The following is a 25,131-nucleotide window of genomic DNA, read 5'->3' on the forward strand; positions in this document are numbered from 1 at the left end:
ATTATGCGTTATTCCCCGGAAGCGTTAACCGCCTTTGTGGAGGCGGTTGACTGCGGATCGTTTTCCGCTGCCGCCCGTCGCCTGCGTAAAAGCCAGTCGACGATCAGTACCGCTATCGCCAACCTGGAGGCCGATCTCGGCGTGACCCTCTTTGACAGGGCAACGCGGCAGCCGACGCTGACGCCGCAGGGGGAGCAGGTGCTGAGCTATGTCAAAGCGATCCTCGCCGCCAGCGAGCGGTTGGATGAGCTGGCGGTGTCGCTCGCCGGTGAGACGGAACCGCGACTGACCTTCGTGCTCTCGGACACCCTGCACCCGGACGTGCTGGAAGATCTGCTGGTGCAGTTTGACCGCCGCTTTCCCCATACCGAGTTTGAGTGTTTGATTGGCGAAGACGAGGATGTGATCGATCTCCTGCAAAAAGCCCGCGCCCAGGTGGGGCTGATTGAGGCCAGAGATCGCTACCCGACCGACATCGGCAGCACCCGCCTGCCGCTGCAGACGGCGATGGGCATTTACGTGGCGCCTGACCATCCGCTGGCGGCGCAGGGCAAGGTCGTCTGGGATGAGCTGCGCAGCTGGCGTGAGCTGCGGTTGAGCACCTTTCTGGCCAGCGCCACCGAACCTGCCGCAGGTCAGGTCTGGTCGGCGCCAAACTATCTGCTGCTGCTCAGCATGGCAGTGCAGGGATTCGGCTGGTGCATTCTGCCCTGTGCGCTGGTGGCGGAGTTTGCGCCGCAGGGCGGGCTGGTGGCGCTTGATATTCCCGGCTGGCCGCGGGCGATTTCGGTCGATCTGCTGTGGAATAAGAAAGCGCCGCCGGGGGCGGCCGGCAGCTGGCTGCGTGAGCATCTGCAGCGGCGTGAACGTTAATAAAAAGCGGTTTCTTTGTGATTAGCTTCACTTTTTTTAAACAATTACAAAGTTTTTTGATAACAATTATCTAGTATATCGCTGTTTCTTTGCGCAAAAGCATGGGCAGGGGTAGAGGATGAAGGATGTCGTGATCGTCGGGGCGCTGCGAACGCCGATTGGCTGCTTTCAGGGCGCCTTATCGCGCCATTCAGCCGTCGAGCTGGGGAGTGTGGTATTGAAAGCGCTGGTTGAGCAGACAGGGATCGATCCGCAGAGTGTGGATGAGGTGATCCTCGGCCAGGTGCTGACCGCCGGTACCGGGCAAAACCCCGCGCGCCAGTCCGCAATTCGCGGCGGGCTGCCTAACACTGTATCGGCCATTACCATAAACGACGTCTGCGGCTCCGGCCTGAAGGCTTTGCACCTCGCCACCCAGGCGATTCAGTGCGGGGAAGCGGATGTGGTGATCGCCGGCGGTCAGGAGAATATGAGCCGCGCTCCGCATGTACTCACCGACAGCCGCACCGGCGCCCAGTTGGGCAACAGCCAGCTGATTGACAGCCTGGTGCATGACGGACTGTGGGATGCCTTCAACGATTATCATATGGGCGTTACGGCGGAAAACCTCGCCCGGGAATACGGCATCAGCCGCGAGTTGCAGGACGCCTGGGCGCTCAGCTCACAGCATAAGGCGCGCAAGGCGATTGATTCCGGCCGCTTTCGCGACGAGATTGTCCCGGTTATTACCGAGCATAACGGCGCGGCGCGCACCGTGGATACCGATGAACAACCGCGGGTGGATGCCAGCGCGGAAGGGTTGGCCAGCCTGCAGCCCACCTTCGACCGCCTCGGGTCGGTGACCGCCGGCAACGCCTCCAGCATCAACGACGGCGCGGCGGCGGTGATGATGATGAGTGAAGCCAAAGCCCTTGAACTGGGGCTGCCGATCCTCGCCCGGATCCGCGCCTTCGCCAGCGTCGGGGTCGATCCGGCGCTGATGGGTATTGCCCCGGTGCACGCCACCCGTCGCTGTCTGGAGCGGGCCGGCTGGCGGCTGGACGACGTTGATCTGATCGAAGCCAATGAGGCCTTTGCCGCTCAGGCGATCTCGGTTGGCCGGGTACTGGAGTGGGATGAACGGCGGGTCAACGTCAACGGCGGCGCGATCGCTCTCGGCCACCCCATCGGCGCCTCCGGCTGCCGGATCCTGGTATCGCTGGTGCATGAAATGATCAAGCGTGATGCCCGTAAAGGGCTGGCGACGCTGTGCATCGGCGGCGGTCAGGGCGTGGCGCTGGCGGTAGAGCGCGCCTGACACTCTGTCTCGATCTACATGGCCTCCTGCGGGAGGCCTTTTTTATGCGCCGCACTTTGCCGAACCCTGCTTTTTCTCGCGTATTTCACTTCCCCCCTGGCGAATTTATTGAGCTCCGTCACGTCTTGTTGTGCCACATTTTTTGAAACAAATAACTACGATCCTGGTCACTAAAACTAAGGTGCTTAAAAAATAAAATAACGTTTCATAAAAACGAAATGACATTTTATTTATTATAAGGGGTACCCTATGTTAAAACGATCTCTGGTTCTGGCCGCCCTCTGTGGTATGTCTTTTGCGGCGACTGCGGTAACGATAGATTTACGTCATGAATTCATTGATGGCGGTAAGAGCGATAAAAGTAATGCCGACCGCGTCTCCGTTTCCCACCGTTTTGCCAACGGGCTAGGCTTTACCGTCGAGGCCAAATGGCGTTCGGGTGGCGACAACGGTTCGCAGCCCTATTCAGATGTGGTGGGTAATGGTCATGAAGACACCATTAGCTGGCGCTGGAAAGCAACGTCGAACTTTTTCCTCACCCCCGGGTTTACCATTGAGAGCAACGACAGCCGCTCCATCTACAAGCCGCACCTCCACGTGCAATACAGCTTCGACAACGGCTTCTATGTCGCCGCTCGCTATCGCTATGAATACACCCGCTATCCGAACAACGCCGGTAAAGATGATGACAAAGTTAACCGCGGCGATGCGTGGGCCGGGTTTGCGCTTGGTGACTGGCGTACAGAGCTGAACTATGTCTATGCCCGCAGTTCCGAAGGGGTCAGCCGCAACGACAACAAACCCTACTCGCAGGAATATAACGTGAAGGTGGCTTATAAGCTGGATAACAACTGGTCACCGTATGGTGAAATTGGCAACGTCGGGGTGAACGACCGCAGCGATCGTCAGACCCGCTTCCGCGTTGGGGTGGCCTACTCGTTCTGACAGACCATTCAGCCCTCATCGTTTGTTTTCCCCGGCGCCGTCAGCCGGGGTTTTTTATGGGGGAAAGAGAAGGGACAAAAAAGCCCTCCGCGAAGGAGGGCAAGGCCAGTGACAGAAAGACGTGTGGCGTGGATCAGGCGCTCAGCATTGGCGGATGCTCGGGTAATTTCGCGATATAGATGGCCGGTTTACCGTCTTTATCGGAGCTGAACAGAATGGCGCTGTCGTCCGGGGTAAACGAGGGGTGCGGGTGAGTCACCTGACGGCTGTTGGCCACCGTCGCCCACGAGGTATCATGACGCGCGACGCGGAAGTAGCGTTTTTGCGCCACGTTAAAGACATACAGATAAGGATCGTTATCAATGGAGTAGCCGCCGGTATCTTTGACATCCACCGGGGTCCCTGAGCCATCGCCCACCAGCAGCGTGCCGTCGAAATTGCTCATCAGATGCGAGCAGGCCGGCATGGTCATCAGGGCCTCGTTGACGCCGCTTTCGGGATCAAAGCGATAGATCGTCCGCCCCTGCTGACCTTTCAGATAGGAGACGTAGATCAGCGCCGAACCGTCCGGTACCCAGAATTCATGGGTGCAGCTTTCGCCCGGGGCATGCGTTTTCACTTTGCGGACGTGGCTGCCATCTTCATTGACCAGCCACATGCGGGCGTCCACCAGATCGTGCGGCCCTTCATGGCAGAAGGCGACGGTGTGGTCGTCGAAGGGACGATAGATCGGGTGTCCCAGCCAGATTTTTTCCTCATGGATCACCTGGCTCTCTCCGCTGTGCAGGTCGACGCGCAGCAGGCGGCAGTGCGGTCCTTTGTGGAAGAAGTCATGGAAAATCTGCCAGTCGTTGAGCGGCGTCCAGTCGCTTTTCGCAATCTCAATGCCCACCAGTTTGCTGCAATCGCTGTTTGCCACCCAGGTGCCGTAGCCGACCCAGTCATCGCTGACGCGATAAACTTCGCGCTCAACGAGGGTGGTCAGATTCACCTCCAGCAGGGTGCGGTCATTTTTCACGTAATAAAGCGACTTATCGTCCGGGGAGAGGAAGCCGCCGAAGGTGTTATCCCCGGCGCCTTCCGTCAGCTGGATGGCCTCGGCGCTGGCGATATTCAGCAGATAGTAGTTCCAGTGGCCGTCAAACTCGCCGGCGAACAGTAAATGGCTGCCATCGTTAAAAAAACACTTCTGATAGAAGTAGTTGCGATGACAGGTGACCTCCGGAGGGGTTAAGCGGGTAACTTCCGCTCCGGTATCCGGATCGTGGCTGACCTGATAATTCAGTTTGACCCGCATGCCTTTAGCCATGTAGTGCTCCTTTCTTTCCTGCGATGCCGCTGGACCAGAGGCGTGTCGCTGAGTGATGTGTTTTAAAAGATGAGTGTTAATTTATCAAAACATCGTTTCATTATTTGTGATGCTTCACGCAGTTCAGCGTAATTCCCGCATTTTCAGCGGCCTGTTGGCCTGTCTTCTGCCGTCTCTCCAGACAACCGATTGAATCATCAACCTTTTAAAATCGCTTCCGACCCGGCGCGTGCCGCCAGGTGCCTTCGCTTTTTCTTTTTTTGTAATCGCCATCATAAAAAATGAAACATCGTTTTAAATATTATTGAAAATGACAGGGGGCAGGGCTAAGATGGCACCCATCAGCAAAAACGGAACTCTGTTTTATTTTCATTATGGTGGGCTATGCCCGAGAGTTCACCCCACGCTCAGCTCCGCCATCGGCGTGGGCAGGGCCGAGAGAACCTTGCCTGCACGCAGCAGGCTCTGAACGATTAAGGAACACATTATGATTCTTGATGCATTCTCCCTGCAGGGAAAAGTAGCCGTCGTGAGCGGATGCGATACCGGTTTAGGTCAGGGAATGGCCCTCGGGCTGGCGGAAGCAGGATGCGATATTGTTGGTATCAATATCGTCGAGCCAGTGGAAACCATCGAGCGGGTGACGGCGCTGGGACGCCGCTTTCTCAGCCTGACCGCCGACCTGCGCCAGATCGACGGTATCCCCCAGCTGCTGGAGCGTGCGGTGGCGGAGTTCGGCCATATTGATATTCTGGTCAATAACGCCGGGCTGATCCGCCGCGAGGACGCGCTGGCGTTCAGCGAAAAGGACTGGGACGACGTCATGAACCTGAACATCAAGAGCGTATTTTTCATGTCCCAGGCGGCGGCGAAGCACTTTATCGCCCAGGGCAGCGGCGGGAAGATCATTAACATCGCCTCCATGCTGTCTTTCCAGGGCGGGATCCGCGTGCCATCGTATACGGCGTCCAAAAGCGCGGTGATGGGCGTGACCCGCCTGCTGGCGAACGAATGGGCTAAACACAATATCAACGTCAACGCCATCGCCCCGGGGTATATGGCGACCAATAACACCCAGCAGCTGCGCGCTGACGAACAGCGTAGCAGCGAAATTCTCGACCGCATTCCCGCCGGACGCTGGGGCCTGCCGGCCGATCTGATGGGGCCGGTGGTATTCCTTGCCTCCCCAGCTTCCGATTACATCAATGGTTATACGGTGGCGGTGGACGGCGGCTGGCTGGCGCGCTAACCCCCTCCGCGAGGCCGGGGCGGTGAGTATCGCACCGGCCGAGTGAGCAATTATTGTCCATATCAATAAGTGATAATCGTCCATATTCTATATCGCCTGATTAATGTTACTGCCCTGTATGGACAGGGTTATTCACTATGACAAACGCATTTTTTGTTCCTTAGAAAGTTTAATGTCCATCACAAAACCTCTCCTGCCAGCAAAATAGTCCATATCTTTGGCTTATCCAGCCTGACAAACTCCTCCGCCAGTCACGTACTTTCGTCCTATGTCTTTCTCTGTGTGGCAGGAATAAAAATGACTTCAATCAGTAACGACTCTGCATTAACGCCGCGGACACAACGTGACACCCGGCGGATGAACTGGTTTGTTTCTATCGCTGCGGCGGTAGCGGGGTTGCTCTTTGGCCTGGATATCGGCGTGATATCCGGGGCGCTGCCCTTTATTACCGACCACTTCACCTTATCCAGCCAGCTTCAGGAGTGGGTGGTCAGCAGTATGATGTTGGGGGCGGCGATCGGTGCGCTGTTTAACGGCTGGCTGTCGTTCCGCCTCGGCCGTAAATACAGCCTGATGGCGGGGGCTGTGCTCTTTGTTGCCGGCTCTATCGGCTCCGCTTTTGCCGCCAGCGTGGAGGTGCTGCTGATAGCCCGCGTGGTGTTGGGGGTGGCCGTCGGGATCGCTTCCTATACCGCGCCGTTGTACCTCTCCGAGATGGCCAGTGAGAACGTGCGCGGGAAAATGATCAGTATGTACCAGCTGATGGTGACCCTCGGCATTGTGCTGGCGTTTCTTTCCGATACTGCCTTTAGCTACAGCGGTAACTGGCGCGCCATGTTAGGCGTGCTGGCGCTGCCGGCGGTGATCCTGATTATTCTGGTCGTCTTTTTGCCGAACAGCCCGCGCTGGCTGGCGGAGAAAGGACGCCATATCGAAGCGGAAGAGGTGCTGCGGATGCTGCGCGATACCTCGGAAAAGGCGCGCGACGAGCTTAACGAGATCCGTGAGAGCCTGAAGCTGAAGCAGGGCGGCTGGGCGTTGTTTAAGGTCAATCGTAACGTGCGCCGGGCGGTGTTCCTTGGCATGCTGCTGCAGGCGATGCAGCAGTTCACCGGCATGAACATCATCATGTACTACGCGCCGCGTATCTTTAAAATGGCGGGCTTTACCACTACCGAACAGCAGATGATCGCCACCCTGGTGGTGGGCCTGACCTTTATGTTTGCCACCTTTATTGCGGTGTTCACGGTGGATAAAGCGGGTCGTAAGCCGGCGCTAAAAATCGGCTTTAGCGTGATGGCGCTGGGCACCCTGGTGCTGGGCTACTGCCTGATGCAGTTCGATAATGGCACCGCCTCCAGCGGTCTCTCCTGGCTTTCCGTCGGCATGACCATGATGTGTATTGCCGGGTATGCGATGAGCGCGGCGCCGGTGGTGTGGATCCTCTGCTCCGAGATCCAGCCGCTGAAATGCCGCGACTTCGGTATCACCTGCTCGACCACCACCAACTGGGTGTCGAACATGATCATCGGCGCCACCTTCCTGACGCTGCTTGACGCGATTGGCGCCGCCGGCACCTTCTGGCTCTACACGGTGCTCAACGTGGCCTTTATCGGCGTCACCTTCTGGCTGATCCCGGAAACCAAGAATGTCACCCTCGAGCACATTGAGCGCAACCTGATGGCGGGCGAGAAGCTTCGCAACATCGGTAACCGTTAATGTGAGGCGCGCGGCAACCACGGGCTGGCGACTTTGCGCGTCTCCCGATGGTTGTCGCCGTGAATGATATGCAGGGCGCTCAGGCGCCCGATGTCGTAGTGCGGCAGCTGCACCGTGGAGAGCGGAGGCAGAAACAGATCGCCAATGCCCACCATATTGTCGTATCCCACCACCGCCACGTCCTGGGGAATGCGTAACCCCTGACCCAGCAGCGTTTGATAGACCATAAACGCGATGCGATCGTTGCCGCAGATCACCGAGTCAAAGCCAGGTTTACCCTCGCGGATATGCGCCAGCACCACCGCCGGGATATCGTGGTAATGCTCATCGCCCTGGCCCATATACGAATGGATCAGATGGTCCGGTTCGATACCCGCCTCCCGGCAGGCGCGCTCCAGCCCCTGGCGGCGGCGGATCGTCGCCAGCTGGCTGGCGGGTAAGTGCAGGCACAGCGGATGACGATAGCCAGCGGCAAGCAGGGCTTTCACCGCGTCGTACTGGCCCTGTTCATCGTCCGGGATATAGCTGGCCACCGGCTGGCTGAGGCTTTCGCAGTTGGCCAGCACGCAGGGCAGAGTCAGCAGTTTGTCCGGCAGCGGCACCTGGCGCAGCCCCATGGTGGTAAAGATAATGCCGTCCGGACGGTGGGAGAGGAGCAGGTCGACCACCGCTTCCGGACTATCGTCCGAAAACATGTTGACCACAAAGCTGTTCCAGCCGTGGGCGCGGGCGGTCTCTTCGATCGAGAGGGTGATCTCCACCGAAAAGGGCGTGGTGACGGTATCCAGCGCCAGCACGCCGATGGTGCTGGGGGTGGCGCGCGCCCCGCGGATCTTCTTCGCCGACAGGTCGGGGACGTAGTTGGTCTCGGCGATGGCGGCCTGCACGCGGGCCAGGGTCTCCGGCTTGAGCCGCTCCGGGGTGTTCAGCGCCCGCGAGACGGTCATCAGAGATACATTCGCCAGTTTTGCTACATCTTTCAGGGACGCCATTTTTTCCTCCGCCGTGGCTGCAGAGTACAGGCTATACAACTAAGTCGCTGATGTAAAAGAGTGAAACGATTTTCTGCTATCGCCGTCCTGAACGCTGCCGCGGTTAATATTTGATCGCGATCGCATCTTCATTATGTTAACGTTAACTTTTGTGATTAACATCATGTATCGCAGCGAATCCCCCTGCGTTTTGTTTTTTGTTAACGTTACCATAATTGCATTCCTCTAACACGAGAATGTCATGATGAAAGCGCATCACTCACACAGCTACCCGTTGCTCAGTGCCTTACTGTTTTTCTTTTTCGTGACCTGGTCGTCATCCGGCTCCTTGCTCTCTATCTGGCTTCACCAGGAGGTTGGGCTGAAGGCTGGCGATACCGGTATTATCTATGCCGTACTGTCGGTTTCCGCGCTGTTTGCGCAAGTTTGCTATGGTTTCATTCAGGACAAACTGGGGCTGCGCAAACATCTGCTCTGGTATATCACCGCGCTGCTGATCCTCTCCGGTCCGGCGTATCTGCTGTTCGGCCACCTGCTGAAGATTAACGTCCTGTTGGGCAGCATCTTCGGCGGGATCTACATCGGCCTGACCTTTAACGGCGGCATTGGCGTGCTGGAATCCTACACCGAGCGCGTGGCGCGTCAGAGCCAGTTTGAATTCGGCAGGGCACGGATGTGGGGCTCGCTCGGCTGGGCGGTAGCCACCTTCTTCGCCGGCCTGCTGTTTAATATCAATCCGCAGCTTAACTTCCTCGTCGCCAGTTGCTCAGGGCTGGTGTTCTTTATCCTGCTGGCGCGGCTGCGGGTCTCCTCGGCGCCGCATGCGATGCAGGAGGCGGTATCGGGCGGTAAGGTGACGCTGGAAGATGCGCTGCGCCTGCTGACGCTGCCTCGGTTCTGGGCGCTGGTCTTTTTCGTCATCGGCACCTGCATCTACGGCGTCTATGACCAGCAGTTCCCGGTCTATTTCTCATCGCAGTTCGCGACCCTGCAGGAAGGCAATGAGATGTATGGTTATCTCAACTCCTTCCAGGTGTTCCTCGAGGCGGCCGGCATGTTCTGCGCGCCGTGGCTGGTGAACCGTATCGGCGCCAAGAACGGTCTGATTTTCGCCGGCATGGTGATGGCGATGCGCATGGTGGCCTCTGGCCTGGTGGAGGGGCCGCTGCTGATCTCCATTACCAAACTGCTGCACGCGGTGGAGCTGCCGATACTGCTGGTGGCTATCTTTAAGTACAACAGCATCAACTTTGATAAACGCCTCTCCTCCACCCTCTATCTGGTGGGTTTCGCCTGCACCAGCTCGATCATTGCCAGCGTCTTGTCGCCGCTGGCGGGCTACAGCTATGAAAAATATGGCTTCGCCCAGTCCTATCTGATCATGGGCCTGCTGGTGTTCTGCACCACCTTTATCTCCATCTTCTTGTTGCGCTCCGGTAAATCCTCGGCCGATCCGCTGGTGTCGCAACCTACCGCTATCTGAATCAAAAAGAGTGAAAATGATGACTTACACAATCTCCCGGGCTGAACAGGTACTGCAGACACAACGCCAGGCGCTCAATCTGCGCTGGTATCCACACTATCACCTGGCGGCCCGCGCCGGGTGGATCAACGACCCTAACGGTCTGGTGTGGTTCGACGGCTGGTACCATGCCTTTTATCAGCATCACCCGTATTCCACCCAGTGGGGGCCGATGCACTGGGGGCACGCGCGCAGTAAGGATCTGGTGCACTGGGAGCACCTGCCGGTGGCGCTGGCGCCGGAGGGGCCGGAAGATAAAGACGGCTGCTTCTCCGGTTCGGCCGTGGTCGATGGTGATACCCTGGCGCTGATTTACACCGGGCATAAGTTCCACGGCGATCCTGGCGACGAAGCCAATCTGTATCAGGTGCAGTGTCTGGCCACCAGCCGCGACGGGATCCACTTTGAGCGCCAGGGGATGGTGGTCGACACCCCTCCAGGCATGCACCACTTCCGCGATCCGAAGGTCTGGCGGGAAGGGGATAGCTGGTACATGATCGTCGGCGCGCGTGAAGGCGATACCGGCCAGGTACGGCTGTACCGTTCAACCGATCTGCGCCAGTGGCAGGATGCGGGCGTGCTGGATGAAGCGGAAAGCACCATGGGCTACATGTGGGAGTGCCCGGACTTCTTCACCCTCAACGGCAAGCGCGTCCTGATGTTTTCCCCACAGGGGATGCAGGCCGAAGGATTCCGCAACCGCAATCTGTTCCAGAGCGGCTATCTGATCGGCGAGTGGCAGCCGGGGCAGCGTTTTATTCGCCACGGCGAATTCAGGGAGATGGACCACGGCCACGATTTCTATGCCCCGCAAAGCTTCGCCACCCCCGATGGCCGGCGGATCGTGATTGGCTGGCTGGATATGTGGGAATCGCCGCTGCCGGAGCAGCAGGACGGCTGGGCGGGCATGCTCTCCCTGCCGCGCGAGCTGAGCCTGAGCGCGGATAACCGCCTGCAGATGCGCCCGGCGAAAGAAGTGGAGAGCCTGCGCGGCGCCTGGTTCCCGTGGCCGGTCAGCACCCTGAACAACCAGCAGACGACGATGGTCGACAACTGCGAGGCGATGGAGGTGCACCTGCGCTGGGACTGCGCCCGCAGCAGCGCTGAGCAGTATGGTCTGCGCTTTGGCGATGGCCTGCGCATCTACGTGGATGCCCAACAGCAGCGTCTGGTGGTGGAGCGGTATTATCCGCAGTTTGGCCTGTGCGGGACGCGCAGCGTGCCGTTGACCGCCGGGGCGGATCTCAACCTGCGGATATTTATCGATAGCTCTTCGGTTGAGGTTTTCGTCAATGATGGCGAAGCCTGCCTGAGCAGTCGTATCTATCCGCAGGTCCCTTGCCGTGAATTAGCGTTATTTGCCTGGAGCGGCTCAGCTGCATTAACTGAAGCCGGCGCCTGGCAGCTCGAATAATAATAAGGCTGTTGTCGTTAATAACCCGTCTTTGACGATGGGCGGGTTATTATTGCCTGCATCGTCGTGCGTTACCCATTAATAACAAATTCAGTTCATTCCATAATAAAAGGGTTTACCGATGAATAAAATCTGGGTCGGGTGTTTTCTCACGTCTCTGTATCTGCCATCCGTTATGGCGCAGGCGCCGTTATCGCTGGAGGATCGACTGGCGCAAATGGAGCAGCGGTTAAAGGCAACGGAGGCGCGCGCCGCCAGCGCAGAGGCGGAAATTAAGACACTGAAAGGCCAGCAGCAGGCCACGACGGTCGCCCGCGCGGCGCCGGCTACGCCGCGCCTGCAGCTAAACGACAATGGCGAATTAAAATTTTATGGCGACGTCGAATTTAACCTCGATGGCGCCAGCCGCACCGGCAGTCTGACGTCGGTCAAAACCAGCGCGAATAAAAGCTGGGCGCCGGGCGATAAAGAACGCTGGGATATTAATGGTCGTATTCTGCTGGGGATTGACGGCAGGCGTAATGGCGCTGACGGGAAATATGCCGGATTCAGCGTGCAGCCGCTGGCGGATATGGATGGCAAAATGAATCTCGACGATGCGGTATTTTTCTTTGGTCAGCAGGATGACTGGAAAATAAAAATAGGTCGCTTTGAAGCCTGGGATATGTTCCCCCTGAATCAGGACACCTTTATTGAATATTCAGGCAATACCGCTAACGATCTCTATTCCGACGGCTATGGCTATATTTACATGATGAAAGAGGGGCGCGGGCGCAGCAGCAGCGGCGGCAACCTTCTGTTCAGCAAAACGGTGGATAACTGGTATTTCGAGGTTAACACCCTGGTGGAGGACGGCAGTTCGCTGTTTGTCGATCAGAACTATCACGGTAACGCGCTGGAAAACCGCAAAAATGTGGTGTACGTGCGGCCGGTGGCGGTGTGGCAGTCCGGCGCCTGGTCGGCGGCCGCGGCGATAGAGAGCAATCTCGTCAACAATGCTTACGGCTATCAGAACCAGAGCGGACGCTGGGTCGACCAGTCAAATCGCACCGGCTACGGGCTGACCATGAGCTGGAACACCCTGAAAAGCGACCCGCAGGATGGGGCGGTGGTCAATCTGAGTACCGCCCTGCTGGACGCGGCGGACGAAACCGACTTCAGCGCCGGAATTAACGCCCTTTGGCATCGCGTGGAGCTGGGCTATATCTACGCGCATAACAAAATCGACCAGTTCAATATGGCCGGGGTGACCAGCGAATGTGATGGCGACTGCGCAATTCTCGCGCCGGGGCGCTATGACATCCATACCCTGCACACCTCCTGGCAGTTGCCGAATATTATGGCGATGCCGAACTTCAATATTTACCTTGGCGCCTATGCTTCGTGGCTCGATTCCACGGCAGCGAAGAGCGGGAATCCCGATGAACGCTACGGCGCTCGGGTGCGTTTTAAATATTTTTTCTGACAGGATACTCAGGCAGACTCTCCCGCGGCGGACGCCGCGGGAGAGTTCAGACGGGCAGGTTAGCGCATCGCGCGGCGCAGAATGCGGTCGGTCTGGCGCTGGAAGTCCTCGGCCGCTTCTTCCACCGACTTTTTACCGTAGTCGATGTACTGCAGGGTGGTGCCGAACTGGGCGACGATCTGCGGATCGTCGAAGTACGGGGAGACCGGCAGGGTCGTGGGCAGGGATTGTGCCAGTTTCAGGCCAGACACCGCCGGATCGTCGGCTTTGATGATCCCGTCCTCGGTCAGGTAGTTGACCGCCGCTTTACTCAGCGGCACCCCGCGCTCCAGTCCGAGAATATCCACCCCTTCTTTACTGTTCAGCAGGAAGTTAATCACTTTCGCCGCCGCCTGCGGGTTTTTCGTCGATTTGCCAATCGACAACATTTGCGCGGGCTTGAAGAACAGTCCGGCGTCGGTGGCGCCCGGCAGCATCGGGTATTCCCCCAGCACCAGCTTCGCCGGCGGCTTCAGGTTATCGGAATATTTGTTGATGGTGGAGTTCCACATGTAGGTGCCGCCCCATTCACCCTGGATCCACGGCTTCATCTCGTACATGTTGCTCTTGCCGAACGAGGCATAGTAGCGGGTGTCCGGCATCACATGGTTGTCGATAAGCTTCTTATACATACCGAAGAAATCTGCCCACTGCGCTTTGCTGTAGGAGAATTTGCGCCCCTTCTCATCGATGGCCGGCTGATTGTATTTTTGCACCATATAAGAGTTGAGCAGCGCCAGCACGTCCTGGTGTTCGAGCACGACCGGGTAGTACTGTTTCCCGAGCTTGCTTTCGAAGGTTTTGCCCGCCGCCATAAGCTCATCCCAGGTTTTCGGGAAGGCGATGCCCGCCTTTTTCCACGCTTCGTCGTTAAAGTAGAAGACGCGGGCGGTGACGGAAATGGGAATACCGTTAAGCTTGCCGTTGACCGTGGTGGACTGCAGCTCTTTGGCATCGAACTGGCTGAGGTCGATCTCGTCTTTCAGGGTATTGAGATCGTAAAAGCCCTCGCCATTTTTCGAAAAGATCGGCAACCAGTTCCAGTTGGTCTGCATCACGTCAGGCTCAGTGCCGCCGGCAATCTGGGTGGTCAGGCGCGAAAGATGGCCGTCCCAGCCGGTGTATTCTGCTTTGACGTTAATGTCGGGATGTTGTTTGTGGAATTCCTCCAGCGCCTTGAGGGTGACCTGATGGCGGCCGTTGCCCCCCCACCAGGACATACGCAGGTCGACATCCTTCGCCATTGACGGTAATGCGATAAGGCCCAGAGTGGCGGAGATGACGGCGCTTAAAAGCACGTTTTTCATTTTAATACTCCAGTGTTCACAGAGAGAGGTTCTGTTCGGTTTTCGCGTCAAAGATGTGACACTTATTGAGATCAAATTTGAAATACACCTTGCGATGAAGGCCCTTCTCGATCATGGGTTTCGCTTCATCGGACGGCACGCGGGCGGTCAGCTCATAATCAGCAACCTTCAGATAAACAAAGAATTCATGTCCCATGTTTTCCACACGTACCATTTCACCCGTGCAGGAACCCTCGGCAAAGGGTTCATCGGAGAGAGAGACAAACTCCGGGCGCACGCCAAAGAAAACCTGCTGATTCTTATGGGTCTCAACTTTGCTTTGCAGCAGGTCGTTGAGCGGCAGTCGCTGATCGCCCAGCGTCAGATGCAGGCGACCGTCGTGCTCAACCAGCTGGCTGGGGCGAATATTCATCTCCGGCGCGCCGATGAACCCGGCGACAAACATATTTTTCGGCTGGTGGTAGAGATTGTCTGGCGTATCAACCTGCATAATGTGGCCGAGCTTCATCACGCAGATGCGGTCGCCCATGGTCATCGCTTCCGTCTGATCGTGGGTGACGTAGACGGTGGTCGCCGGTTTGCCGGATTTTTTCAACTGCTTATGCAGATCGGAAATGCGGATCCGCATCGAGGCGCGCAGTTTGGCGTCAAGGTTGGAGAGCGGTTCGTCGAACAGGAAAACGTCCGGTTTTTTGACGATCGCCCGACCCACCGCCACGCGCTGCGCCTGGCCGCCGGAGAGCTGGCGCGGCAGGCGATCGAGCAGTTCTTCCAGTTCGAGAATTTTCGCCGCTTCTTCCACCTGTCTGTCGATTTGCGCCTTCGGCAGCTTGCTCAGCTTCAGGCCGAAGGCGAGGTTTTCGCGCACCGTCATATGCGGATAGAGGGCGTAGTTCTGGAACACCATCGCGATGCCACGTGATTTTGGCGCCAGGTTGTTGACGATTTTGTCCCCAATCCGCACCTCGCCGCCGCTGATGGTTTCCAGACCCGCCAGCATGCGCAGGGTGGTCGATTTGGCGCAGCCGGAGGGGCCGACGATCACCATAAATTCGCCATCGGCAATCTTCAGGTCGATACCATGCACCGCTTTAAACCCGTTGGAGTAAACTTTTTCCAGTTTGTTGAAAATGACTTCAGCCATGATATTTCCCTCTTAACCTTTGATTCCGCTGCTGGTCACGCCCTGCACGAAGTAGCGTTGAGCCAGGAAGAAGACAATGATGGACGGCAGAATGGAGATACTCGCCATTGCCAGAATTTCGTTCCACGGCGCGCCTTCCGTGACGTCGATGGACATTTTTAGCGCCAGCGCGATGGGATACTTATCGACGCTGTAGACGTAGATCAGCGGGCCGATAAAGTCGTTCATCGACCACATGAACTGGAACAGCGCCACCGAGATAATGGCCGGCTTGAGGATCGGCACGACCACGTACCACAGCACCTGGATGGAGTTGCAGCCGTCGATCTGCGCCGCCTCTTCCATATCGCGTGGGACGCCGCGCAGAAACTGGATCAGCATGAAGACAAAGAATCCCTGGGTGGCGAAGGCCAGCGGCAGGTACAGCGGCAGATAGCTGTTCAGCATCCCCATTTCACGGAACATCAGGTACTGCGGGATCAGCAGGACGGTGCTCGGCAGCAGCATGGTGGTGATGAGCGTCGCGAACCAGAACTTCTTCCACGGGATTTCAAAGCGTGCAAAGCCGTACGCCACGATGGTGGAGGAGATGATCGTTAACACCACCTTCGGGATCACATACTTAAAGGTGTTAAGCATATAGTGGCCGAAATGGTATTCGGTGCCGGTCTTCCAGCCATTGATAAACCCGTCCCAGGTCGCGTGGGCAGGCCACAGTCCGAGGGTGGTGAAGATCTCATGGTTCGGCTTGAACGAGGCGGAGAACATCCATGCCAGCGGGTAGAGCATCAGCAGGCCGACGAATATCAACACGACGTAGCGCACCACCCGACTCACCTTTTCCCGACGCAGCGTACGAGCGACCTCACGATCGGCGTTGCTCATTACCGGCGTCATCTGTTGAATATCAGCCATTTTTGCCTCCCTTATCGGCGGAGTAGAAGACCCAGTATTTCGATGACTTAAAGGCTATCGATGCAAAGACCGCGACGACGAGGAACAGCACCCACGCCAGCGCGGCGCCATAGCCCATGTCGAAGTACTTAAAGGCGGTATCGTAGATATAGAGTGAGAACAGGTAGGTGTAATAGGTCGGGCCACCGCCGGTTATCACGTACGGGCCGGTAAACTCCTGGAACGCCTGAGTGGTCTGCATAATAAAGTTGAAGAAAATGACCGGAGTGATCAGCGGCACGGTGACCTTCATGAACATCTGCCACTTTGAGGCGCCGTCGATCATCGCCGCCTCATACTGCGACTGCGGAACGTTCTGCAGCGCGGCGAGGAAGATGACCATCGCGGAACCAAACTGCCAGACGCGCAGCAGGGTGACCGACATCAGCGCCAGCGAAGGCTCCCCCAGCCAGTTGACGGCATCGATGCCAAAGACGGCGAGGAAGCTATTCAGCAGGCCGTCAATGGCGAACAGGGCGCGCCACAGTACCGCAATAGCCACCGAGCTGCCGAGAATCGACGGAATGTAGTAGGCGGTACGGAAAAAGCCGATGCCGCGCAGTTTGAAATTGAGCACAAAAGCAATGCCGAGGGCGAAAGCCAGTTTTAAGGGAATAGTTAAAAAAACGTAGGCGAAGGTCACGCCCATCGATTTCCAGAACAGGCTGTCCTCGGTCAACATATAGCGATAGTTTTCGATGCCGTTAAATACCGGCGGGCTCATCAAGTCGTACTCAGTAAAACTGAGAAAGAAAGATGAAACAAAGGGAAAAGCGGTAAAGACGATCAGCCCGATGATATAGGGTGATATCCATGCCAATCCCAGCAGCTTGTTTTCATTCATACATACCTACCTGGCTTACGAGTTGTAATACGGATTCGGTGACGCGGCGCTGTCGGCCTTTTCGCCTGACAACGCAAAAATGTCTGAACGTTTCCTCTGATTAACATGTCCTTGTTAATGAATGGGTTAGTAATTAAGTGAGCCAGCAAGTGGCGTGCTGTCAGGCTCGCTTTTATGCTGCTCTATTTTTTATAAAACACCGTTTTAATTTCATTTTATTGCGATTTATTTCTGCGTCATGCAGATCAGGATGGAAATGTGATCAAAGTCGAAACGATGTTTCAAAAAGGTGAGGTGGTAAGCATTTTAGGGAGCTGAGGGAGCCTGAAAAGAATGAAGGTTCAGCGTTAACTGAGCGAAAAATATTATTACCAGGATAATGATTGTGATGGCATCTTTTTTAATGCCTGCGGTAACACGTAAACCGGGGGCGGTGAACGCCCCCATCATGGATCAGCGTGAGAGAAAATCTTCGCGGACCGGCGTGAAGGTATCGAGCAGCGTGCCGGGCTGCAGGCAGACGCAGCCGTGCATGATCCCTGGCTGCTTATACAACGTATCGCCGGCGCTGACGACGCGCGTCTCCTCGCCGATGGTGAATTCAAACTCACCGGAGAGCACATAGGTGAGCTGTTCGTGGGGATGGTTATGCATCGGGCCGACGGCGCCGGCGGCAAAATTCACCTCCACGGCCATCATTTTTCCGTCGTGGGCCAGAATGCGGCGGGTTACGCCATTGCCGAGGTCTTCAAGGGTGGTGTCTTTATGGAAAATAAACATCGGACGGTCCTGTTGTTAAAGTGAAACATTGTTTCATTTAACTTATCCCACTCTTCATGAAAAAGAAATACGCGGCCAGAGAAGTGGAAAGTTGATCACAAGTTTGCTTCACTGGCAGAAACGACATAAGGAGCAGAAGATGAAAACCATTGGCCTGTTAGGCGGCATGAGCTGGGAGTCCACGATCCCCTATTATCGGTTGATCAATGAGGGCGTTAAGGCGCGACTTGGCGGCCTGCACTCTGCCAGCCTGGTGCTGCACAGCGTCGATTTTCACGACATCGAAGCCTGCCAGTCCGCCGGCGACTGGGATCGCGCCGGGGAGATCCTTGCTGAAGCCGCGGTTGGGCTGCAGCAGGCGGGGGCCGAAGGCATTGTCCTGTGCACCAACACTATGCATAAAGTCGCAGATGCCATCGCCGCCCGCTGCCAGGTTCCCTTCCTGCATATTGCCGATGCCACCGGGCGGGCGATTGCCGCCAAAGGCCAGCGCCGGGTCGCGCTGCTGGGCACCCGCTATACCATGGAGCAGACCTTTTACCGCGGTCGTCTGCTGGAGCAGTTTGCCATCGAGACGTTGATCCCCGAGGCTGACGATCGGGCGCGGATCAATCAGATCATCTTCGACGAACTCTGTCTCGGCACTTTCAGCGAGGCGTCGCGGGATTATTATCTGCAGGTGATCGCCGCCCTGGCGGAGCAGGGGGCGGAAGGGGTTATTTTCGGCTGTACGGAAATTGGCCTGCTGGTGCCTGCCGAGCTCAGCCCGCTGCCGGTCTTTGACACTGCGGCGATCCACGCAGAAGACGCGGTCAACTTTATGCTCTCTGCAGGACCGACGCCAGCGGCGTGAGGATCTGCGGCAGACTCTCCTGCAGGTGTGCAACAAAGGCGTCGACCAGCGCCGATCGCGGGCGGTGGAGGGGGCGGATCAGGCTGACGGTAAACGGCACCTCGACGCTAAAGCGGCGCACCACCACGCCGCTATCGGCATAGTCCAGAGCGGTCAAGGGATTCACCACCGAGATCCCGGCGCCGGCGCGCACCATGGCGCAGATCGAGGCCGCGCTGTGGGTTTCGACCACCATCCGCCGTTTAACCTGATGCTCAAGGAACAGGGCGTCAAGCAGCTGGCGATAGCTGTCGGTGCGCGACAGGCTGATGTAGTTTTCGCTCTGAAAATCGGCGGGGGTCAGCGTCGTCTGCACCGCCAGCGGATGGCCGGCAGGCAGCACGCAGACTTCATTCAGCGTCAGCAGCGGGGTGCGTTCGGTGCCCGCCGGGGTATGCAGGGTCTCCGTCAGGCCGAGGTCATGGCGCTGGGCGGAGAGCCACTCCTCCAGCAGCGGCGACTCCTGGGGGACGATCTGCAGGCTGACCTCCGGGTAGCGAGCGAGAAACGGCGGCAACAGCAGCGGCAGAAAGGACTGGGAAAAGACCGGCAGGCAGGCGATCGACAGCTCGCCCTGGCGGAACTCGCGCAGGCTCTCGGCGGCGCTGACGATGCGGTCCAGGCCGTACCAGGAACGCTGAACCTCCTCAAACAAACGCAGGCCCTGCACCGTCGGCTGCAGGCGACCGCGGGTCCGTTCAAACAGCTTCAGGCCGAGCACTTTCTCAAAGCGCGCCAGCTCGCGGCTGACCGTGGGTTGCGAGGTGTGCAGCATCCGCGCCGCTTCGGTCAGATTGCCGGTGGTCATCACTGCGTGAAAGATTTCGATATGACGCAAATTAACGGCTGGCATGCGGTCTCCATGAGGCTCGGCTGTAACCATATCATTTTTGCATAGAGTCGCGATAAAACGATATTTTTTATTCGTCCGCCACTGTGGCGTAATCGAAAAAAAACAGCGACCAACACACGCACTGCACCGGAGTTCTTATGCCACACTCGCTTTACGCCACCGATACTGACCTGACCGCAGACAACCTGCTGCGCCTGCCCGCGGAATTTGGCTGTCCGGTCTGGGTCTATGATGCGCAGATTATTCGCCGCCAGATTGCCCAGCTCAGCCAGTTTGACGTGGTACGTTTTGCGCAAAAAGCCTGCTCTAACATTCATATCCTGCGTCTGATGCATGAGCAGGGGGTGAAGGTGGACTCGGTGTCGCTGGGGGAGATCGAGCGGGCGCTGGCGGCGGGCTACGATCCGCAGCAGAATCCAGAGGATATCGTCTTTACCGCCGATCTGATCGACGACGCCACCCTCGATCGGGTGAAAGCGTTACAGATCCCGGTGAACGCCGGCTCGATCGACATGCTGAGCCAGCTGGGCGAGGTGTCGCCGGGCCATCGCGTCTGGCTGCGCGTCAACCCGGGCTTTGGTCACGGCCACAGCCAGAAAACCAATACCGGCGGGGAGAACAGCAAGCATGGTATCTGGTACAGCCACCTGCCGGCGGCGCTGGAAGTGATGCGTCGCTATCAGCTGCAGCTGGTCGGGATCCATATGCATATTGGCTCTGGCGTTGACTACGGTCACCTGGAGCAGGTGTGCGGCGCGATGGTGCGTCAGGTCGTCGACTTTGGCCAGGATCTGCAGGCCATCTCCGCCGGCGGCGGTCTGTCGATTCCTTACCGCGAAGGCGAAGAGGCCATCGACACCGCCCACTATTATGGCCTGTGGAACCGCGCCAGGGAGCAGATCGCGGCCCATCTGGGGCACCCGGTGAAACTGGAGATTGAACCCGGACGCTTCCTGGTGGCCGAGTCCGGCGTGCTGGTGTCGCAGGTGCGCAGCGTGAAAGAGATGGGCAGCCGTCACTTTGTGCTGATTGACGCCGGCTTTAACGACCTGATGCGCCCGGCAATGTACGGTAGCTATCACCATATCACCGCTCTGGCGGCGGATGGTCGCGATCTCAGCGCCGCGCCGCAGGTGGAAACCGTGGTGGCCGGGCCGCTGTGCGAATCCGGGGACGTCTTTACCCAGCAGGAAGGGGGCAAAGTCGAGACCCGCCTGCTGCCGGCGGTGGTGCCTGGGGACTATCTGGTGCTCCATGACACCGGCGCCTACGGGGCTTCGATGTCATCCAACTATAACAGCCGTCCGCTGCTGCCGGAGGTGCTGTTTGATGGCGGCAAGGCGCGGCTGATCCGCCGTCGCCAGACCATTCAGGAGCTGCTGGCCTTAGAGCTTATTTAAAAAAAGGTCCCGTCGTTACCGACTCGCGCAACACCAGCGTGCCGGTAAACGGCGGGATCGTTTCTATCGGCTGCTGGTTAGCAAGCTTGATCGCCTGATCGATAGCCGTGGTGATCATGTTGTCGATCGGCAGATAGACCGTCGATAGCCCCGGCTCCAGCCATTTCGCGCTTGGCGCATCGTCGAAGCCAAACAGCGACACATCCTGCGGAATACGCAGCCCCGCCTGATGCAGCGCCTTTGACGCCCCCAGCGCCATATCATCGTTACAGGAAAACAGCGCGCTGAAGCGGGCTTTCTCGTCCAGCAGTTCCCGGCACAGTTCGTAGCCGCGGGTCATCGTCGAGTCCCCGTACTTCACCAGGCTCGGATCCCACTCAATACCATGTTTTATCAGCGCGTTGCGGTAGCCCTGCAGGCGAGCCTGGCCGGTAGGGGTGTGCATCGGGACGGTCATGCAGGCGATATCGCGGTGGCCCTGGGTAATCAGATACTCCACGGCCTGAAAGGCGGCTTCCTGCTGCTCGAAGAACACGCAGCGTTCGCGGGCCTGCGCCACATCGCGGTTAATCACCACCAGCGGCATGGCGATCGAATTAATCAGCGACATGATCGCCTTTTCGCTCATGTGCCGGGTATAGAGGATGATCGCATCGCATTGCCGGTCGGCGAGCATCTGCACCGCTTCCTCTTCGCGCTCCGGCGTATCATGACCGTCAGTGACGATAAGCTGCTTTCCCCAGGCTTCCGTCTGGCGTGAAGCCTGCTGCAGCAGACGGCCAAAGTAGAAGCCGTCGAAGGTGGAGACGACCAGCCCGATACTATTGCTGGTCTGATTGGCCAGCGAGCGTGCGAGAAAATTCGGCCGGTAGCCCAGCTCTTCCATCGCTTTAAAGACCTGTTGGCGGGTGCTCTCTTTCACCTGACCTGTGCCGTTCAACACGCGGGAAACCGTCGCTTTCGAGACGCCTGCGCGAATTGAGACATCCAGCATTGTAGCCATTCATCGATTCCTGATTTCACGTGGTAAAGCGCAGTTTATCACAGACCGAAAAGGGACATATCGACGGGGCGGGGCGGAAAAACCATCGCGATCACGCTTTTGGCAGGAACTGACGAGACGGCATAGTCTGGTATGCCAATGTCGATTCTATCGGATATTTGGGATACCACAGTGCGCCTTGCGAGCGCTGTCACAGAACTATTTTTGCCTGGCGACTATGTTTTGGTATGCCAAAAGTCTCTGGCTGTTCACCTGGCCGCAATAAGCCCTTTACTCTGAGGTACTCTTTTATGGCATTACAGGACAAACTGATCGACGCGCTGGGGCGTTTCGCGACGACATTCAACAGCTATCGCTACATTATGGCGATCAAATCGGCGTTTATTACTCTGATGCCGGTGATCATCGTCGGGGCCTTTTCGGTACTGATCTCCAATATGGTGCTGGATCCGAAGAATGGGCTCGCCAGCTTTTCCTCGCTCTCCTTTCTTGCGGCGCTGAAGCCGATCACCAGCGCGCTTAACTACGCCACGCTCAACTTCCTCAATATCGGCGCCGTGTTTCTGATCGGTATTGAGCTGGGGCGGATCAACGGCATCAAAAGCCTGTTTCCCGGCCTGCTGGCGGTGATCTGCTTTATCTGCGTTACGCCGACGACGGTGGAGATGATGGTCGATGGCCAGATGCACGTGGTGAAAGATGTCCTGCTGCGCCAGTTCTCCGATACCCGCAGCCTGTTCCTCGGGATGTTCATCGCCATTCTGTCAGTGGAGATTTACTGCTGGCTGGAGGGGCGCAAGGGACTGAAAATTAAAATGCCGGATACCGTGCCGCCGAACGTTTCCGCCTCTTTTTCCGCACTGATCCCGGCGATCATCACCACCACCGCGATCGCCACCCTGGGTTTTCTCTTTCACCAACTGACGGGAATGTATCTGTACGATGCGGTCTACCAGGTGGTGCAGCAGCCGCTGGAGCGGGTGGTGCAGAGCCTGCCGGGGATCCTGCTGCTGATGTTCGTCGCCCAGCTGTTCTGGGTGATCGGCATTCACGGCAACCAGATGATCAAGCCGATCCGCGAGCCGCTGCTTCTGGGGGCGATCACCGTCAATATGAGCGCTTTTGAGCAGGGAAAAGAGGTACCGAACATTATCACGATGCCCTTCTGGGACGTCTACATGAGCATCGGCGGCTCGGGGCTGACCATCGGCCTGCTGATTGCGGTGATGATCGCCACGAAGCGCAAAGAGATGAAAGAGATCGCCAAGCTGTCGATAGGTCCGGGGCTGTTCAATATTAACGAGCCGGTGATCTTCGGGATGCCGATCATGCTCAACCCGATCCTCGCTATCCCGTTTATCATCACCCCGCTGGTGACCGGCAGCATCGGCTATTTCGCCACCCTGACCGGCTTCGCCGGCAAGGCGGTAGTGATGGTGCCCTGGACCACGCCGCCGCTGATCAACGCCTGGCTCTCCACCGCCGGCTCGATGGGGGCGGTGGTGACCCAGCTTATCTGCATCGTGACCGCGGTGCTTATCTATCTGCCTTTCGTCAAAATCGCCTCCCGCCGTGCCGATGCCGCACAGCGTCAGGCCGACAATCAACAGACCGCCAACCCTGTCTGAGGAGCCTATGACTACCGTACGGATGACCATTCCCGATGATTTTATCCTTGGCGCGGCGGCTTCCGCCTGGCAGACCGAGGGCTGGAGCGGGAAAAAACCGGGGCAGGACTCCTGGCCCGATCTCTGGTACAAAAACGACCGCCACGTCTGGCATAACGGCTATGGCCCGGCGGTGGCCACCGATTTTATCAACCGCTTTCAGGAAGATGTGCAGTTGATGAAGCTGGCCGGGCTGACCCACTACCGCACCTCAATCAACTGGTCGCGCTTTCTGACCGACTATGAAAACGTCACGGTGGATGAGGAGTATGCGGCCTATTACGACCAGCTGTTCGATGCGCTGCTGGCCAACGGCATCACGCCGATGATCTGCCTTGAGCATTATGAATTGCCCGGCTATCTGCTGGAAAAGTATGGCGGCTGGGGGTCGAAAACGGTGGTCGAGCTGTTTGTGCGCTACGCGGAGCAGGTCTTTGCCCGCTACCACCCGAAGGTGACCCGCTGGTTTACCTTTAATGAGCCAATTGTGGTACAGACCCGGGTCTATCTGGATGCCCTGCGCTGGCCCTATGAGCAGAACACCAGCACCTGGATGCAGTGGAACTATCATAAGGTGCTGGCGACCGCCAGCGTCGTGAAGCGGTTTCGCGAGCTCGGCTATCCCGGGACCGTCGGCTGCATCCTCAATCCGGAGGTGACCTACCCACGCTCACGCGCCCCCCATGACCTGCGCGCGGCGGAGATCTACGATCTGTTCTACAACCGCATGTTCCTCGACCCGCTGGTGCACGGGGTCTGGCCGCCGGAGCTTCTTGCACTGCTCGAACAGCATCAGGTGACGTGGGACGCCAGCGAGGAGGATCTGGCGATTATTCGCGAGCACACCGTCGATGAGCTGGGGATTAATCTTTACTACCCGCACCGGGTCAAAGCCCCGTCGCGGGCCTGGCATCCGCATACCCCGTTTCATCCGGCCTGGTATTATGAGCCGTTTGAGCTGCCCGGCCGGCGAATGAACGCCTCCCGCGGCTGGGAAATCTACCCGCAAATCATCTTTGATATGGCGATGCGGATCAAAAATGACTATCGCAACATCCCCTGGTTCGTGGCGGAGAGTGGGATGGGGGTGGAAAACGAAGGCCAGTTCCGTAATCGCGAAGGCACCATCGATGACAGTTACCGCATCCGTTTTATCAGCGAACATCTGTGGCACACCCTGCGCGCCCGCGAGGCAGGGGCCAACTGCCAGGGCTATATGCTGTGGGCGTTTACCGACAACGTATCGCCGATGAATGCTTTTAAAAACCGCTACGGGCTTATCGAAATCGACCTGCAAAACCATCGCGCCCGGCGACCCAAAGCCTCGGCGCACTGGTTTCGTCAGCTGGGCGAACGGCGTGAACTGGTGCTGGATATCGATGATGAATACCGCTAGCCGGGGGCAATATTTGCTAAGATAGCGGCGTATTTGACTCGCAGGCATGTAACGCACAGGTGATTTT

General features: G+C 57.7%; 22 protein-coding genes. 13 read left to right on the plus strand and 9 right to left on the minus strand.

What is annotated here, in order from left to right; all coding sequences use genetic code 11:
• The first annotated feature begins 3 nt into the window (after nt 1-3).
• The 3 genes from AS136_RS01930 to ompK26 all read left to right on the plus strand — a co-directional run bounded on the left by AS136_RS01930 (nt 4) and on the right by ompK26 (nt 3,115).
• A complete protein-coding gene (locus tag AS136_RS01930) occupies nt 4-873 on the plus strand; it encodes a LysR family transcriptional regulator (protein WP_008806358.1) in 870 nt (289 codons plus the stop codon).
• A gap of 118 nt (nt 874-991) precedes the next feature.
• Nucleotides 992-2,170, plus strand: a complete 1,179-nt coding sequence (locus tag AS136_RS01935; RefSeq protein WP_008806357.1) for an acetyl-CoA C-acetyltransferase — start codon at nt 992-994, stop codon at nt 2,168-2,170.
• 249 nt (nt 2,171-2,419) lie between these two features.
• Complete coding sequence (gene ompK26 / locus AS136_RS01940) at nt 2,420-3,115, plus strand: KdgM family porin OmpK26 (RefSeq protein ID WP_012967271.1); 696 nt, start codon at nt 2,420-2,422, stop codon at nt 3,113-3,115.
• A 133-nt stretch (nt 3,116-3,248) separates the two neighbouring features.
• On the opposite strand, the gene AS136_RS01945 is transcribed toward ompK26, so the two are convergent.
• The gene (locus AS136_RS01945; RefSeq protein WP_008806355.1) at nt 3,249-4,424 is read right to left on the minus strand and encodes an oligogalacturonate lyase family protein; all 1,176 of its coding nucleotides are present in this window, start codon (nt 4,422-4,424) and stop codon (nt 3,249-3,251) included.
• Between the two features lie 487 nt (nt 4,425-4,911).
• Here AS136_RS01945 and kduD point away from each other — a divergent pair, with 487 nt between their 5' ends.
• Together kduD and araE are read left to right on the plus strand one after the other, a co-directional pair.
• Nucleotides 4,912-5,673 carry a 2-dehydro-3-deoxy-D-gluconate 5-dehydrogenase KduD gene (kduD, locus tag AS136_RS01950; RefSeq protein ID WP_012540639.1) on the plus strand — a complete coding sequence of 254 codons (762 nt, stop codon included), beginning with the start codon at nt 4,912-4,914 and terminating at the stop codon, nt 5,671-5,673.
• 297 nt (nt 5,674-5,970) lie between these two features.
• Nucleotides 5,971-7,392 carry an arabinose-proton symporter AraE gene (gene araE / locus AS136_RS01955; protein WP_008806353.1) on the plus strand — a complete coding sequence of 474 codons (1,422 nt, stop codon included), beginning with the start codon at nt 5,971-5,973 and terminating at the stop codon, nt 7,390-7,392.
• Here araE and AS136_RS01960 read toward each other — a convergent pair.
• On the minus strand, nt 7,389-8,384 hold the full coding sequence (locus tag AS136_RS01960; RefSeq protein WP_008806352.1) for a LacI family DNA-binding transcriptional regulator: 996 nt from the start codon (nt 8,382-8,384) through the stop codon (nt 7,389-7,391). The genes araE and AS136_RS01960 overlap by 4 nt on opposite strands.
• Nucleotides 8,385-8,478: 94 nt before the next feature.
• Here AS136_RS01960 and AS136_RS28545 point away from each other — a divergent pair, with 94 nt between their 5' ends.
• The 4 genes from AS136_RS28545 to AS136_RS01975 all read left to right on the plus strand — a co-directional run bounded on the left by AS136_RS28545 (nt 8,479) and on the right by AS136_RS01975 (nt 12,785).
• The gene (locus tag AS136_RS28545; protein ID WP_046621754.1) at nt 8,479-8,613 is read left to right on the plus strand and encodes a hypothetical protein; all 135 of its coding nucleotides are present in this window, start codon (nt 8,479-8,481) and stop codon (nt 8,611-8,613) included.
• 12 nt (nt 8,614-8,625) lie between these two features.
• Nucleotides 8,626-9,867 carry an MFS transporter gene (locus AS136_RS01965; protein ID WP_012540640.1) on the plus strand — a complete coding sequence of 414 codons (1,242 nt, stop codon included), beginning with the start codon at nt 8,626-8,628 and terminating at the stop codon, nt 9,865-9,867.
• 19 nt (nt 9,868-9,886) lie between these two features.
• Nucleotides 9,887-11,320, plus strand: a complete 1,434-nt coding sequence (locus AS136_RS01970) for a glycoside hydrolase family 32 protein (protein WP_032741044.1) — start codon at nt 9,887-9,889, stop codon at nt 11,318-11,320.
• Between the two features lie 121 nt (nt 11,321-11,441).
• Complete coding sequence (locus AS136_RS01975) at nt 11,442-12,785, plus strand: carbohydrate porin (RefSeq protein ID WP_012540642.1); 1,344 nt, start codon at nt 11,442-11,444, stop codon at nt 12,783-12,785.
• Nucleotides 12,786-12,844: 59 nt separating this feature from the next.
• Here the strand turns inward: AS136_RS01975 and AS136_RS01980 are convergent, their stop codons facing one another.
• From AS136_RS01980 to AS136_RS02000, 5 genes are all read right to left on the minus strand, one after another.
• On the minus strand, nt 12,845-14,131 hold the full coding sequence (locus AS136_RS01980) for an ABC transporter substrate-binding protein (RefSeq protein ID WP_049164497.1): 1,287 nt from the start codon (nt 14,129-14,131) through the stop codon (nt 12,845-12,847).
• Nucleotides 14,132-14,147: 16 nt separating this feature from the next.
• Complete coding sequence (locus tag AS136_RS01985) at nt 14,148-15,275, minus strand: ABC transporter ATP-binding protein (RefSeq protein ID WP_022064919.1); 1,128 nt, start codon at nt 15,273-15,275, stop codon at nt 14,148-14,150.
• Between the two features lie 12 nt (nt 15,276-15,287).
• Complete coding sequence (locus AS136_RS01990; protein WP_023323240.1) at nt 15,288-16,190, minus strand: carbohydrate ABC transporter permease; 903 nt, start codon at nt 16,188-16,190, stop codon at nt 15,288-15,290.
• Nucleotides 16,183-17,073: a carbohydrate ABC transporter permease gene (locus AS136_RS01995; RefSeq protein ID WP_004205419.1), complete on the minus strand. Its 891-nt coding sequence runs from the start codon at nt 17,071-17,073 to the stop codon at nt 16,183-16,185. Before AS136_RS01995 ends, AS136_RS01990 begins: the two co-directional genes overlap by 8 nt.
• A 453-nt stretch (nt 17,074-17,526) precedes the next feature.
• Entirely contained in the window at nt 17,527-17,853 is a 327-nt protein-coding gene (locus AS136_RS02000; protein ID WP_012540645.1) for a cupin domain-containing protein, read from the minus strand.
• Between the two features lie 139 nt (nt 17,854-17,992).
• Here AS136_RS02000 and AS136_RS02005 point away from each other — a divergent pair, with 139 nt between their 5' ends.
• The gene (locus AS136_RS02005) at nt 17,993-18,706 is read left to right on the plus strand and encodes an aspartate/glutamate racemase (protein ID WP_008806343.1); all 714 of its coding nucleotides are present in this window, start codon (nt 17,993-17,995) and stop codon (nt 18,704-18,706) included.
• Here the strand turns inward: AS136_RS02005 and AS136_RS02010 are convergent.
• Nucleotides 18,672-19,598 (minus strand): LysR family transcriptional regulator, encoded by a 927-nt coding sequence (locus AS136_RS02010; RefSeq protein WP_063266654.1) that lies wholly within the window; start codon nt 19,596-19,598, stop codon nt 18,672-18,674. The genes AS136_RS02005 and AS136_RS02010 overlap by 35 nt on opposite strands.
• Nucleotides 19,599-19,735: 137 nt before the next feature.
• Between AS136_RS02010 and lysA the strand changes: the two genes are divergently transcribed.
• Nucleotides 19,736-20,998 carry a diaminopimelate decarboxylase gene (gene lysA / locus AS136_RS02015; RefSeq protein WP_023323239.1) on the plus strand — a complete coding sequence of 421 codons (1,263 nt, stop codon included), beginning with the start codon at nt 19,736-19,738 and terminating at the stop codon, nt 20,996-20,998.
• Here the strand turns inward: lysA and AS136_RS02020 are convergent.
• A complete protein-coding gene (locus AS136_RS02020) occupies nt 20,991-21,992 on the minus strand; it encodes a LacI family DNA-binding transcriptional regulator (RefSeq protein WP_162542787.1) in 1,002 nt (333 codons plus the stop codon). The two genes, lysA and AS136_RS02020, sit on opposite strands and share 8 nt — an antisense overlap.
• A 299-nt stretch (nt 21,993-22,291) precedes the next feature.
• On the opposite strand from AS136_RS02020, the gene AS136_RS02025 reads away from it, so the two are divergent.
• Nucleotides 22,292-23,629 (plus strand): PTS sugar transporter subunit IIC, encoded by a 1,338-nt coding sequence (locus tag AS136_RS02025; RefSeq protein WP_008806339.1) that lies wholly within the window; start codon nt 22,292-22,294, stop codon nt 23,627-23,629.
• A 7-nt stretch (nt 23,630-23,636) separates the two neighbouring features.
• Nucleotides 23,637-25,064 (plus strand): glycoside hydrolase family 1 protein, encoded by a 1,428-nt coding sequence (locus AS136_RS02030; RefSeq protein WP_038421762.1) that lies wholly within the window; start codon nt 23,637-23,639, stop codon nt 25,062-25,064.
• Nucleotides 25,065-25,131: the final 67 nt, after the last annotated feature.

Origin of the sequence: Klebsiella sp. D5A, assembly GCF_001620885.1 — a bacterium.
Classification (GTDB): domain Bacteria; phylum Pseudomonadota; class Gammaproteobacteria; order Enterobacterales; family Enterobacteriaceae; genus Klebsiella; species Klebsiella variicola.

Excerpts from the sequence above, each read along its gene's own strand:
- kduD (WP_012540639.1), top strand. The coding sequence starts at position 4,912 with ATGATTCTTGATGCATTCTCCCTGCAGGGAAAAGTAGCCGTCGTGAGC.
- ompK26 (WP_012967271.1), top strand. The coding sequence starts at position 2,420 with ATGTTAAAACGATCTCTGGTTCTGGCCGCCCTCTGTGGTATGTCTTTT.
- AS136_RS02020 (WP_162542787.1), bottom strand. The coding sequence starts at position 21,992 with ATGCTGGATGTCTCAATTCGCGCAGGCGTCTCGAAAGCGACGGTTTCC.
- AS136_RS01930 (WP_008806358.1), top strand. The coding sequence starts at position 4 with ATGCGTTATTCCCCGGAAGCGTTAACCGCCTTTGTGGAGGCGGTTGAC.
- AS136_RS01945 (WP_008806355.1), bottom strand. The coding sequence starts at position 4,424 with ATGGCTAAAGGCATGCGGGTCAAACTGAATTATCAGGTCAGCCACGAT.
- araE (WP_008806353.1), top strand. The coding sequence starts at position 5,971 with ATGACTTCAATCAGTAACGACTCTGCATTAACGCCGCGGACACAACGT.
- AS136_RS02000 (WP_012540645.1), bottom strand. The coding sequence starts at position 17,853 with ATGTTTATTTTCCATAAAGACACCACCCTTGAAGACCTCGGCAATGGC.
- AS136_RS02005 (WP_008806343.1), top strand. The coding sequence starts at position 17,993 with ATGAAAACCATTGGCCTGTTAGGCGGCATGAGCTGGGAGTCCACGATC.
- AS136_RS01970 (WP_032741044.1), top strand. The coding sequence starts at position 9,887 with ATGACTTACACAATCTCCCGGGCTGAACAGGTACTGCAGACACAACGC.
- AS136_RS01980 (WP_049164497.1), bottom strand. The coding sequence starts at position 14,131 with ATGAAAAACGTGCTTTTAAGCGCCGTCATCTCCGCCACTCTGGGCCTT.
- AS136_RS01965 (WP_012540640.1), top strand. The coding sequence starts at position 8,626 with ATGATGAAAGCGCATCACTCACACAGCTACCCGTTGCTCAGTGCCTTA.
- AS136_RS02010 (WP_063266654.1), bottom strand. The coding sequence starts at position 19,598 with ATGCCAGCCGTTAATTTGCGTCATATCGAAATCTTTCACGCAGTGATG.
- AS136_RS01960 (WP_008806352.1), bottom strand. The coding sequence starts at position 8,384 with ATGGCGTCCCTGAAAGATGTAGCAAAACTGGCGAATGTATCTCTGATG.
- lysA (WP_023323239.1), top strand. The coding sequence starts at position 19,736 with ATGCCACACTCGCTTTACGCCACCGATACTGACCTGACCGCAGACAAC.
- AS136_RS01995 (WP_004205419.1), bottom strand. The coding sequence starts at position 17,073 with ATGAATGAAAACAAGCTGCTGGGATTGGCATGGATATCACCCTATATC.
- AS136_RS01985 (WP_022064919.1), bottom strand. The coding sequence starts at position 15,275 with ATGGCTGAAGTCATTTTCAACAAACTGGAAAAAGTTTACTCCAACGGG.
- AS136_RS02025 (WP_008806339.1), top strand. The coding sequence starts at position 22,292 with ATGGCATTACAGGACAAACTGATCGACGCGCTGGGGCGTTTCGCGACG.
- AS136_RS02030 (WP_038421762.1), top strand. The coding sequence starts at position 23,637 with ATGACTACCGTACGGATGACCATTCCCGATGATTTTATCCTTGGCGCG.
- AS136_RS01990 (WP_023323240.1), bottom strand. The coding sequence starts at position 16,190 with ATGGCTGATATTCAACAGATGACGCCGGTAATGAGCAACGCCGATCGT.
- AS136_RS01975 (WP_012540642.1), top strand. The coding sequence starts at position 11,442 with ATGAATAAAATCTGGGTCGGGTGTTTTCTCACGTCTCTGTATCTGCCA.
- AS136_RS01935 (WP_008806357.1), top strand. The coding sequence starts at position 992 with ATGAAGGATGTCGTGATCGTCGGGGCGCTGCGAACGCCGATTGGCTGC.